The organism is Kocuria sp. SM24M-10 (assembly GCF_001027955.1).
Classification (GTDB): Bacteria; Actinomycetota; Actinomycetes; order Actinomycetales; family Micrococcaceae; genus Kocuria; species Kocuria oceani.
Genome location: NZ_LDNX01000137.1, coordinates 1 through 11,593, shown reverse-complemented (window position 1 = coordinate 11,593; position 11,593 = coordinate 1). Strand labels below are relative to the sequence as shown.

Below are 11,593 nucleotides of genomic sequence, written 5' to 3'. Positions count from 1 at the left end.
CCCGAGCAGCTGGACCCGCTGGTGGCCGTGCCGCAGATCCTGGACGGGCGCAACGTGCTCGACCCCGAGCGCTGGGCCGCCGCCGGCTTCTGCTACCGGGCCCTCGGCCGCCGGGCGACCATCTGAGCTCCTCCCGTGATCGCACCGCGGCGACGGCCGCCGCTACCTCGGCAGCGGCGGCCGTCGCCGCGGGCGGGACTCAGTCCCCGTACTTCTCGAAGACCAGGTCGTCCGTGTTCTTGTCCAGCTGGATCGAGCTGCTGTGCTGGATGAGCCGGGCCACGGTGCTGGCCTCGCTCTCCGGGACGACGAGCAGGTACTCCTCCACGCCGTCGTCGAGCGTCAGCTCGAACGTGTAGGAGCCGGTGTCACCGTCCCCCTGCCTGCTGCGGATCACGTCGACGCTCGTGACGCGCCGGATGTTCTTGCCCTGGCCTGCTGGCATGGTTCCCCCTTCGGACACACCTCTCGGGAGGGGCCGGTCGCCGCGGCCGCGCGTGCCGGCCCCACTGACGACGGCGGCCGTCGACGGGCCGCCGGCCCGCGCCCGGAACGCTCCACCGGGCTCGTGGGTGCGCACCACGCTAGCCACCCGGCGCGGCCGCGCCAAGGGTGCTGACCGTGTGTGACGGGCCGGCCGCGGCTCAGCCGGCCAGCCGCTGGGCCGCCTGCTCCAGGAGGTCCCGGCGCTTGCCGAAGGAGAAGCGCATCCAAGTGCCGTACAGGCCCCGGTGCGCCGCCGAGGCGAGGGCCGGCACCGGCACGCCCACCACGCCGGGGCGCTCGGCCAGCACGGGGGCCAGCGCGGTGGCGTCCCCGACGCCGTGCCGCTCGCACAGCGCGCGCACGTCGGCCACGACGAAGAACGTGCCCTGCGGCTCGAACGGCTCGGCGCCCGCGGCGGCCAGCCCCTGCACGAGCACGTCGCGGCGCTGCCGGAAGTCCTCGGCCAGACCCTCGTAGAAGGCGTCCGGCAGGCGCAGCGCCGCCGCCGCCCCGAGCTGCAGGGGTGTGGCGGCGCTGTGCGTGAAGTACGCCTTGGTGGCCCGCACCGCGCCGACGAGGTGCTCCGGTCCGCTCACCCAGCCCACGCGCCAGCCCGTGGCCGAGAACGTCTTGCCCACCGAGGAGACGGTGAGGGTCCGCTCGAAGGCCCCCGGCAGGGCCGCCAGGGGGCGGTGGGCGCCGTCGTAGCGCAGGTGCTCGTAGACCTCGTCCGTGACCACCACGCAGTCGTGCTCCTCGGCCAGCTCGACCACCCGGGACAGCACGGCGTCGTCGAACACGGTGCCCGTGGGGTTGTGCGGGTCGTTGAGGACCACCATGCGGGTGCGCGGCCCGAAGGCCGCGGCGAGGCGGTCGAGGTCGGGGGAGAAGCGCGGGGGCTCGAGCGGGACCGTGACCAGCCGCGCGCCCGCGAACTCCACCACGGCGCCGTAGAGGTCGTAGTGCGGCTCGAAGGTGACGACCTCGTCCCCGGGGCGCAGGAACGCGAGCAGGCTCGCGGCCAGCCCCTCGGAGGCGCCCACGGTCACGACGACGCCGAAGGCCGGGTCCGGCTCGAGCCCGTAGAAGCGGCGCTGGTGCTCGGCGACGGCCTCCTGCAGCTGCGGCACCCCCGCCACCGGGGAGTACTGGTTGCCGCCGCCGCGCAGGGCGGCCGCGGCGGCGTCGAGCATCTCCGGCGGCCCGTCGACGTCCGGGAAGCCCTGGCCCAGGTTGATCGCCCCCGTCCGGGCGGCCAGCCGCGACATCTCCTCGAACACCGTCCCGGAGAGCTCCCCGGCGGTGGTCAGCATGCCTCCTCCGTGGGCCATGCGCTCCCAGGGGGCGCGGGACGTGCGGGCGGCGGCATCGGCATCCATGGCCGCCAGTCTAGGGTCCCGCGGCGGCGTGCCTAGGATGGGGCCCATGCACCGAGCGATCTGCCCCGGCTCCTTCGACCCCATCCACAACGGCCACGTGGAGGTCGTCGCGCGCGCCGCGGCGCTCTTCGACGAGGTCGTGGTCGCGGTGTCCACGAACCCGCACAAGCGCTACCGCTTCGACCACGAGCAGCGGCTGGCCCTGGTGGAGGAGAGCCTCGCGGGGATCGCCGGCGTCGTCGTCGAGCCCATGGGCGGAGGCCTGCTCGCGGACTACGCGGCGCAGCGGGGCGCGGTGGCGCTGGTCAAGGGGCTGCGCTCGGGGGAGGACTACGCGTACGAGGTGCCGATGGCCACGATGAACCGCGACCTCACCCGGGTCGAGACCGTGTTCCTGGCGGGGGACCCGCAGTTCCTGCACCTGTCGTCCACCCTCGTCAAGGAGGTCCAAGGGCTCGGCGGGGACGTCTCCGGCTTCGTGCCCGGGCCTGTGCTGCGCGCCCTGCGGGGCTGAGCCCGCCGGTACCGTCCGGGGCCGCCGGGGCGCGTCCCGTTTGAGAACGGGCGGCGGGGCGCGCTACCATGGCCTGTCGGCCAGAATTTCACCAGGAGATCGTCATCAGTCGCGAGAACAGTTCGCCCCTCATCATCGATGTCAGGGACCTCGAGCACCGCCCGGGGACGATGCGACGACTGGAGAAGGTGGTGCCCGCGCCGAAGGACTTCGGCAACGCACTCATCGGCGCCCCGGAGGGTTCGGACATCGAGCTGGACCTCCGGCTGGAGTCCGTCCACGACGGGATCCTGGTGTCCGGCACGGCTGCCGTGGACATCCACGGCGAGTGCAGCCGATGCCTCGACCCGATCGACTACGATCTGGACGTCGACGTGCAGGAGCTGTACCTCTTCGACGCCGCCACCACCGGTGGGGAGGACGTCGAGGACGACCAGATGTATGAAGTTCAGGACGAGACGATCGACCTCGAGCCCATGCTTCGGGACGCAGTGATCACTCAGCTGCCGTTCCAACCGGTGTGCCGGGAGGACTGCCAGGGGTTGTGCGCCCAGTGCGGCGCGCGCCTGGAGGACGACCCGGGACACCACCACGAGGTGCTCGATCCTCGCTGGAGCGCCCTGTCGGGCCTGCTCGAGCAGGACACCTCGGAGAAGACGACCGATACGAGAGAAGAGAGATAGCCGTGGCTGTTCCCAAGCGGAAGATGTCCCGTGCCAACACCCGTGCACGCCGTTCCCAGTGGAAGGCGACCGCGCCGAAGCTGGTCAAGACCGTCGAGAACGGCAAGGTCACCTACAGCCTGCCGCACCAGGCCAAGGTCGTGACCGACTCCGCGGGGACCGCGCTGTTCCTGGAGTACAAGGGCCGCAAGGTGGCCGACGCCTGACCACGGTGACCACCACCGCCAACCCTCAGGACCTGCTGGAGCGTCTCGGCGTCGACATCGACGCCGAGACGCTCCGTCTTGCGCTGACCCACCGCTCCTACGCGTACGAGCACGAGGGACAGGGCCACAACGAACGGCTCGAGTTCCTCGGCGACTCCGTGCTGGGACTGGCGGTCACCGACGAGATCTTCCACCGCTACCCCGACGACTCCGAGGGCAACCTCGCCAAGATCCGCGCGGCGGTGGTGAGCACCCGCACCCTCGCCGACCTCGCGCGCTCCCTCGACGTGGGCGCGCACATCCGTCTGGGCAAGGGCGAGGTGCGGACCAGGGGCCACGAGAAGGCCTCGATCCTCGCCGACACCATGGAGGCGCTGATCGGCGCCGTGTACGTGTGCTCGGGGCTGGAGGCCGCCCGCGACTTCGTGCTGCGCCTGGTCGTGCCGCTGCTCGAGGACGGCTTCGTGATGACCGAGGGCCGCGACTGGAAGACCGAGATCCAGGAGCTCGCCGCGGCCCGCTGCCTGGGACCCGTCCGCTACGCCGTGGAGGGCACCGGCCCGGACCACGACCGCCGCTACGAGGCGCACCTGCTCATCGGCGGCAAGGACCACGGCACCGGCACCGGCACCACGAAGAAGGAGGCCGAGCGCTCCGCCGCCGCGCAGGCCTACGCGGCCCTGGTGGCCCGCAGCGGTGCCTGAGCCGGGAACGCGGGGCGCCCGTGCCTGAGCTGCCCGAGGTCGAGGTCGTCCGCCGCGGCGTGGAGCGCTGGGTCGTGGGCCGCCGGATCGAGGCCGTGCAGGTCCTCGACCCCCGCTCGGTGCGCCGGCACGAGGCCGGTCCGGTCGCCTTCGCCCACGAGCTCGAGGGCGCGGTGGTCGGCGACGCCGTGCGCCGCGGCAAGTTCCTCTGGCTGCCGCTGACCGGGCCGGCCGGGGACACGCCCCAGGAAGCCCTGCTGGTGCACCTGGGGATGAGCGGGCAGCTGCTCGTCAAGGACGCCGGGCTGCCCGCGGAGAAGCACCTCAAGGTGCGGCTGAGCCTGTCCGAGCGCCCCGGCACCCCGGCCGAGCTGCGCTTCGTGGACCAGCGGATCTTCGGCGGCATGCTCCTGGACCGGCTCGTGCCCACCGACGACGGCGCCCCGGGCGGACGCTCCGCCACGGGGCTGGCGGCCGTGCCCACCCGCGCGGCCCACATCGCCCGCGACCCCCTGGACCCGGCCTTCGACGCCGACCTCCTGCACGACCGGCTGCGCCGGCGCCGCACCGGGCTCAAGCGGGCCCTGCTGGACCAGGCCATGGTTTCGGGGATCGGCAACATCTACGCCGACGAGGCGCTGTGGCAGGCGCGCCTGCACTGGGCCCGCCCCACCGACACGCTCCGGCGCCCCGAGACGCACCGGGTGCTCGCGGCGGTCCGGGCGGTGATGGACCGGGCCCTCGCGGCCGGCGGGACGAGCTTCGACTCCCTCTACGTCAACGTCAACGGGGAGTCGGGCTACTTCGCCCGCGACCTCAACGCCTACGGCCGCTCCGGCCGGCCCTGCCCCCGGTGCGCCGAGGAGGGCCGGGCGGCGCTGATCGTGCGCGAGCAGTTCATGAACCGCTCCTCCTACCGCTGCCCGGCCTGCCAGCGCGCGCCCCGCAACGCCCGGTTCTGACCGGACGCGGCGGGGCGCCGGCACCCGCGACGCCGGCCCAGAAGGTGCCGGCCCGGCGGGTGCCGACTCAGGCGGCGTCGGCCGCGGTGGAACCGGTGTCCGGCTGCGGGGCGTCGTGGGCGCCCAGCGGGTGCGTGCGGTAGTACTCGGCCAGCCGCCGCATGCCCTCCTCGATCGTCACGGCCGGCGACCAGTCGAGCACCTCGCGGGTGGTCTGCTGGTCGAACCAGTGCGCCGTGGACAGCTGCTCGGCCAGGAACGCCGTCATCGGCGGCTCGTCGGCCCCCGGCCGCAGCGCCCAGAGCTTCTCGATGAGCTTCCCGGCGACGCGCGCCACTGCGCCGGGGACCCGCCGGGTGGGCGGCTGCACGCCCGCCGCGCGGCAGAACCCGGAGATCAGCTCGCCCACGGTGCGCGGCTGGCCGTTCGTCACCACGAGCGCCTGCCCGTGCGACCACTCGATGCGCTCCAGCGCCCGCACGATCGCCTCGGCGGCGTTGTCGATGTAGGTGGTGTCGATCAGCGCCGCGCCGTGGTCCAGCAGCGGCATCCGGCCCCGGCCGGCGCGGTCCACCACGCGCTCGACCAGCTGGGTGTCGCCGGGGCCCCACACGATGTGGGGGCGCACGGCCGTGACCCGCAGTCCCCGGCCGTCCGCCTCGAGCGCGAGCAGCTCCGCGGCGGCCTTGGACCGGGCGTAGTCGCCGCGGGCGTGCACGGGGTCGGCCGGGCGGGCGGGCTCGCCCACGATCGACACCCCCGTGTGGGCGACCGAGGGGGAGGAGACGAACACCACGTTGTCCACGCCCGCGCGCCGGGCCGTCTCCAGCAGCACCCGGGTGCCCGTGACGTTGGTCAGCACGAACTCGTCCCAGTCCCCGGCGAAGGAGACCTTCGCGGCGAGGTGGACGACGTCGTCGACGCCCTCCAGCGCGCGGGCCACGGCCTCCGGGTCGGTCACGGAGCCCAGCACCTCCTGCACGCCGGGCTGGTCGGCCAGGTCGGCGTGCCGGCGCTGCAGCAGCCGCACCGTCCAGTTCCGGCTCCGGAGCAGGCGCGCCACGTGCTCCCCGAGCATCCCGGAGGCGCCGGTGACGAGCACCGTGCGGCCGCGCCCCTCCAGCTCCCGGGGTCCGCGGTCCGCCTCGTGGCTGCCGGTGTCGGCCGGCGGGGCGCCCTCCGCCACGGTGGCGTCGTAGGCGGGGACCTTCTCGTCGTGCGGGCCGTCCTTGCGGTGCTTGCCGTTCACGGGTTCCTGATCCTTCCTCCGGCCAGGGCGGCGTCGGCCCACCCGGCCAGCAGGGCTCGGTCGATCTTGGAGTTGTGCCGGATGTCGGTGGGGTGCTCGGGGAGCACGAGGACGGCCGCGAGGTCCATGCCGGTCGCCTCCCGCACGGCGTCGCGCACGGCGCCGGTCAGCAGGGGACCGGCGGGTCCGGGCCGCGGGGCCGGCGGCACGGTCTCCGCGACCGCCACGGGCACCTGGGCACCGGCCGGGCCCACGCCGACCACGGCGACGCGGCCCACCCCCGGCACGGCCTGGGCCGCGTGCTCGGCCGCGACCGGGGTGAGCACGCCCCCGGCGGCGACGATCACGTGCGCCAGCCGGCCCTCCACCCACAGCCGGCCGGCGGCGTCGACGTGCCCCACGTCCCCGGTGCGGTGCCAGCCGGGCAGCTGGGTGCTCAGGTGCTCCGTGGCCCACAGCCGGTCGTAGCGGTCCTTGACGTGCGGGGCGCGGGCGACGATCTCGCCGGTGGTCCCGGCCGCGGTGGTGATCTCGTCGCCGGGCACGCCGTCCGGGCCCAGGGCGGTGACGCCGAGCTCGGCCCCGTGCACGGCAGTGCCCACGCACACGCCGTTGCCGGCGCCGGCCACCGGGGAGCCCTCCGCGGCGGTGCCGTCCCGGCGCGCCTGCCGGATGGTGCCGAGCGTGACGTCGGTGAGGGGCAGCCCCTCGGTCATGCCGTAGGGCGTGTGCAGCGTCGCGGCCGGCACCAGCTCCTGGAACCGCTCCAGCAGCGCCTCCGGCAGCGGCGCCCCGGCCGAGAGCACCAGCTCCACGCGGCCCAGCGCCAGGCGCTGGCCCTCGTCGAGCTCGTGGGCGGTGGCCAGGACGTTGGTGATCGCGGCCGGGGACAGGAACACCGCGGTCGCCCGGATCGCGGAGGCGGCGTCCGCCAGGGCGCGGGCCGTGAGGGTCTTCGGTGCCGTGACGTCCATGTCCGGGGTCGCCGAGGTCGTGCCCATGGCGGGCCCGAGCAGGGCGAACGGCGCGAAGCCGGCCACGAGCCCGGTGCCGGCGGACAGGCCGTAGGTGCCGCGCACGGCGTCCCGCATCGCGGAGAGCTGCCGGTGGGTGTAGACCACGCCCTTGGCCGGCCCGGTGGACCCAGAGGTGAACAGCACCACGGCGTCCGCCTCGGGGCCCGGGGCGGGCAGCTCCGGGCGCGGCGCGGACTCCAGCAGGCCGGGGACGTCGTGGGCCACGCCGAGGGCACGGCGGGAGACCGCGTCGAGGCGCTCCAGGGAGATCCGGGTGCCCGGCCAGCCCAGTGCCCGTCCGGCGACCAGGGCCTTGCGGATGCCCACCAGCCAGTCCGGACCCGCGCCCTTGAGCGCCCGGGTCAGCCCCTTCGGGCCCAGCCCGGTGTCCGCGACGACGACGACGGCGCCGACGCGCAGGCACGCGTAGAGCAGCGCGGTGAGGTCCGAGCCCGGAGGGACCATGAGGTTCACGCGGTCCCCGGGGCGCACCCCGATGCCGGCCAGGCCGGCGGCGAGGCGGTCGACCCGGTCGGCCAGCTCCGCCCAGCTGAGGCTGGCCCGCACCGGGGCCGCGGCCGCCCGCGGGCCCGCGGCCTCGGCGCCGCGGGCCATGTCGACCACGGCGAGGCCGAGGTCCGTGCGGCGCTGCTCGAGCTCCGCGTGGAACGGCACGTGGGCGCCCCGGGCCGTGGCGCGGCGCTGCACGTGCAGCTCGCGCCGGGTGGGGCCGGGCCCGAAGCGGTCGGCGAGCCAGGCCATCAGCGGGCCCGCGATGTCCCGGGCCTCGGGCAGCAGGTGCTGGGCGCCCTCGTAGCGGTGCACGTCGGCGTGCGGCAGCCGCCGCATGAGGTCCTGCAGGTAGCGCTCCTGGAACACGGGGTCCCCGGTGCCCCACAGGAGCAGGGCGGGGACGTCCATCCCGGCCACACCGGCGGCGATCTGCTCGAAGCGCGCGTGGGAGGGGTGGTCGGCGGGCACGGGGATGTCGGCCACGAAGTGCCGGATCGCCTCGCGCCGGGCGCTCGTGGCGTACGGGGCCCGGTAGGCCGTCCGGACGTCCGCGGGCAGGGACGGGTCCGCCAGCGCCAGCGCGACGTCGAGGAAGGCCGTGGTGCGCTCGGTGAGCAGCCCGTGGGCGGCCGGGGCCAGGGCCAGGCGCAGGGAGGCGGGGATCTCCTCGGCGCCGTCGTGGTGGACGGCGGTGTTGGTGAGCACCACGCCGCGGTGCACGCCCGGGTGCTCCAGCGCCCAGCCCGAGGAGATCAGTCCGCCCCAGTCGTGGGCGAGGGTCACCACGGGCGTGGTGGCGTCGTCGAGGCCGAGCTCGGCGGTGAGGTCGGACAGGTCCCGCACCCGGTCGTCCAGGCGGCGGAAGAGCCCGGTGCGCTCGGAGAAGCCCATGTCGAGCTGGTCCACGGCCACGACCCGCCACGGGTTGGCGGGGTCGACGCCGGCGGCCAGCACGTCGCGCCACAGGTAGGACCAGGTCGGGTTGCCGTGCACGGCGAGCACCGTGCCGCGCGGGGTCAGCCCGGCCGCCTCCAGCGAGGCCGCGTTGTCCAGCAGGTGCCAGCGGCGGCGACGTCCGGGCACGGGCTCCACGGGCGCGGTGGAGGCGACCGTGACCGTGCGGGACCAGGCCGGGTCCACCCCGGGCAGCGGCACCTCCGTCATGGGCAGCCGTGCCGCGTCCGGCCCGTCGTGCTGGGAGGTCGTGGACGGTCGTCTGCGTGCCATGGGCGTGGGGCTCCTCGTCGGGTGCGGGCGTGCGGGGTCGGTCGGGCGGCGCTCAGCGCCGGGGAGTCACCAGTCGATCTCCATGTACGTCGCGTTGAGCCCGGAGCCGACGCCCAGCAGCAGGACCCGGTCGTCCTGCTCGAGCCGCTCGGCCTCGAGGGCGAGCGTCATGGGCAGGGCCGCGGCCGCGACGTTGCCCCAGAAGGGGAAGGTCAGCGGGAAGCGCTCCGGGGCGATCCCGACGTCCTGGAACAGCTTGTTGGTGTGGGACATGGAGACCTGGTGGCCGATGTAGCGGTCCATCGTCGACCACTCCCAGCCGTCCTGGTGCGCATCGTGCCAGGCGTCGGCGAGCAGTCCCACGCCGTGCTTGAGCAGGCCCGTGGCGTCGGTGTACATGCCGTCGAAGCCGCCGATGCACAGCCCGTGGTGCTCGGTCGCGGACCGTGTCACGGACCCCGCGATGCGGTGGCCCTCCGGGTGCCGCTCGGCCGGGCCGACCACGGCGGCGGCGGCCCCGCAGCCGAGGGTCAGGGTGGCGAACTCCCGCACCACGTCCGCGCGGGTCACGTCCGGGCCCTGCAGCCGCTCGTACGTCTCGCGGTGCCAGGGGGTCGGGTCCTCGCCGGCGACGACGACGGCGTAGTCGATCGCGCCCGAGTCGATCATCGTGGAGGCGATCGTGAGCCCGTTGACGAAGCCCAGGCACGCGTTGGTCACGTCGAAGTTCAGCGCGGAGGGCGCCAGCCCGAGCCGGTGGTGCACGGACACCGAGACCGCCGGCTCGTAGCCGTCGCGGGTCACCGAGGCGTTGATCAGCAGCCCCACCTGCTCCGGGCGGACCCCCGCCCGGGCCAGGGCCGCCTCGCCCGCCTCCACGGCGCCGTCGGTGAAGTGGCGCCCCGGCGACCACACGCGCCGCTCGTTGACGCCCGCGAGGCGCTGCAGCAGCCCCTTCGGCATCTTCAGCCGCGCGAACGTGTCCTCCAGGACCTCGTCGGCGTGGGACGAGGGCACCACCTCGTCGGCCTCGACCTTCGTGATGGCCAGGAGCGCGGCGTTCTGGTGACGGATCGAGGAATTACCGGTCAAGGTCTCTGGCTTTCGTTAGGGGCTCGCCGACGCCCCGCTCCGGCGCCCGGCAGGCGCGGTCACGGGTCGGCAGGTCGTGCTGGTCGCGGTCAGTCTACCGGCCGGTCGGCGGCGCGGTGCCCGGGCCCCGCCGTTTCTCTGCAGGCTTACCTTTTCCGTCCGGCCCGGCCCCTGCCCGCACCGCGCCGCCGCGCCGGGACGCGCCCGAGTACAGTGGGGGCGACCCCCGAACCCTCAGCCCAGGAGACCGGCCGCCCGTGCACCTGAAGACCCTGACCGTGCGCGGGTTCAAGTCGTTCGCCTCGGCCACCACCTTCGAGTTCGAGCCCGGGGTCACCGCCGTCGTCGGGCCCAACGGCTCGGGGAAGTCCAACGTGGTGGACGCCCTCTCGTGGGTCATGGGGGAGCAGGGCGCCAAGTCGCTGCGCGGCGGGAAGATGGAGGACGTCATCTTCGCGGGCACGGCCGGGCGGGCCCCGCTCGGCCGCGCCCACGTGGCCCTGACGATCGACAACGCCGACGGAGCCCTGCCGATCGAGTACTCCGAGGTCACGATCTCGCGCACGCTCTTCCGCTCCGGCGGCTCCGAGTACGCGATCAACGGCCGGGCCTGCCGGCTGCTGGACATCCAGGAGCTGCTCTCCGACTCCGGGCTCGGCCGCGAGATGCACGTCATCGTGGGCCAGGGCCAGCTCGACCGGATCCTGCACGCCACGCCCGAGGAGCGCCGCGGGTTCGTCGAGGAGGCCTCCGGGATCCTCAAGCACCGCCGCCGCAAGGAGCGCACGCTGCGCAAGCTGGAGGCCATGCAGGCGAACCTCGACCGGCTCGAGGACCTCACCGCCGAGATCCGCCGCCAGCTGACCCCGCTGGGGCGGCAGGCCCGGGTGGCCCGCCGCGCCCAGCGGATCCAGCACGACGTCCGCGACGCCCGGGCCCGGCTGCTGGCCGACGACCTCGTCCGGGCCCGCACCTCGCTCGCGGTCGACGAGGACCTGGAGCGCCGGCTGCGCGCCGAGCGTGCGCAGGCGGAGCAGGACCTCGACGCCGGGCGCGCCCGGCAGGCCGATGTCGAGGCCCGCGCCGCACGCGCGACACCGGCGCTCAACGCGGCCCGGGACACGTGGTACCAGCTCACCGCGGTGCAGGAGCGCTACCGGTCGGTGGCCTCCCTGGCCGCCGAACGGCGCCGGCTGCTGGGCCCGGCCGCCGAGCCCGCCGAGCCGGCCCGGGACCCGGACCGGCTCGCCGCGCAGGCCGCCCGCACCCGGGCGGAGCAGGACCTGCTGCTCGAGCAGGTCGAGGACGCAACGGACGGGCTCGCCGCGGCCATCGAGGACCGGGAGGCCGCCGAGGCCGCCGCCCGGGCCCAGGACGCCGTGGTCACCGGGCTGCTCCGGGCGGCCGCCGACCGGCGCGAGGGCCTGGCCCGGCTGACGGGCGCCGTGGCGGCGGCCCGCTCCCGGGTGGAGGCGGCCGAGAACGAGCTCGCCCGCCTGCACACCACCCGCGCCGAGGCCGGGGAGCGGCGGGAACGGGCCGGCGCGGAGGCCGACAGCCTC

General features: G+C 75.1%; 11 protein-coding genes. 6 read left to right on the top strand and 5 right to left on the bottom strand.

Features of this window, described 5'->3' with window-relative positions; all coding sequences use genetic code 11:
• Positions 1-199: 199 nt before the first annotated feature.
• Both ABL57_RS16755 and ABL57_RS16750 read right to left on the bottom strand, forming a co-directional pair.
• The gene (locus tag ABL57_RS16755; protein ID WP_047804616.1) at positions 200-445 is read right to left on the bottom strand and encodes a hypothetical protein; all 246 of its coding nucleotides are present in this window, start codon (positions 443-445) and stop codon (positions 200-202) included.
• A gap of 199 nt (positions 446-644) precedes the next feature.
• Positions 645-1,865, bottom strand: coding sequence for an aminotransferase class I/II-fold pyridoxal phosphate-dependent enzyme (locus tag ABL57_RS16750; protein ID WP_047804615.1), 1,221 nt, complete (start codon positions 1,863-1,865; stop codon positions 645-647).
• Positions 1,866-1,911: 46 nt separating this feature from the next.
• Here ABL57_RS16750 and coaD point away from each other — a divergent pair, with 46 nt between their 5' ends.
• From coaD to mutM, 5 genes are all read left to right on the top strand, one after another.
• A complete protein-coding gene (gene coaD / locus ABL57_RS16745) occupies positions 1,912-2,379 on the top strand; it encodes a pantetheine-phosphate adenylyltransferase (protein ID WP_047804614.1) in 468 nt (155 codons plus the stop codon).
• 170 nt (positions 2,380-2,549) lie between these two features.
• Complete coding sequence (locus ABL57_RS16740) at positions 2,550-3,062, top strand: DUF177 domain-containing protein (protein ID WP_369821441.1); 513 nt, start codon at positions 2,550-2,552, stop codon at positions 3,060-3,062.
• 2 nt (positions 3,063-3,064) lie between these two features.
• Positions 3,065-3,268, top strand: coding sequence for a 50S ribosomal protein L32 (gene rpmF, locus ABL57_RS16735; protein WP_031282896.1), 204 nt, complete (start codon positions 3,065-3,067; stop codon positions 3,266-3,268).
• Positions 3,269-3,273: 5 nt separating this feature from the next.
• The gene (gene rnc / locus ABL57_RS16730) at positions 3,274-3,972 is read left to right on the top strand and encodes a ribonuclease III (protein ID WP_047804613.1); all 699 of its coding nucleotides are present in this window, start codon (positions 3,274-3,276) and stop codon (positions 3,970-3,972) included.
• A gap of 20 nt (positions 3,973-3,992) precedes the next feature.
• Positions 3,993-4,934: a bifunctional DNA-formamidopyrimidine glycosylase/DNA-(apurinic or apyrimidinic site) lyase gene (gene mutM, locus ABL57_RS16725; protein WP_047804612.1), complete on the top strand. Its 942-nt coding sequence runs from the start codon at positions 3,993-3,995 to the stop codon at positions 4,932-4,934.
• A gap of 67 nt (positions 4,935-5,001) precedes the next feature.
• Here mutM and ABL57_RS16715 read toward each other — a convergent pair whose 3' ends face one another.
• The 3 genes from ABL57_RS16715 to ABL57_RS16705 form a co-directional block, all read right to left on the bottom strand.
• Positions 5,002-6,183, bottom strand: coding sequence for an NAD(P)-dependent oxidoreductase (locus tag ABL57_RS16715; RefSeq protein ID WP_082157518.1), 1,182 nt, complete (start codon positions 6,181-6,183; stop codon positions 5,002-5,004).
• Positions 6,180-8,876 (bottom strand): alpha/beta fold hydrolase, encoded by a 2,697-nt coding sequence (locus tag ABL57_RS16710; RefSeq protein ID WP_047804618.1) that lies wholly within the window; start codon positions 8,874-8,876, stop codon positions 6,180-6,182. Before ABL57_RS16710 ends, ABL57_RS16715 begins: the two co-directional genes overlap by 4 nt.
• A gap of 129 nt (positions 8,877-9,005) precedes the next feature.
• The gene (locus ABL57_RS16705; protein ID WP_047804610.1) at positions 9,006-10,031 is read right to left on the bottom strand and encodes a 3-oxoacyl-ACP synthase III; all 1,026 of its coding nucleotides are present in this window, start codon (positions 10,029-10,031) and stop codon (positions 9,006-9,008) included.
• A 257-nt stretch (positions 10,032-10,288) separates the two neighbouring features.
• Between ABL57_RS16705 and ABL57_RS16700 the strand changes: the two genes are divergently transcribed.
• Positions 10,289-11,593: chromosome segregation SMC family protein (locus ABL57_RS16700; protein WP_203225666.1), on the top strand; the 1,305-nt coding region annotated here is incomplete at its 3' end.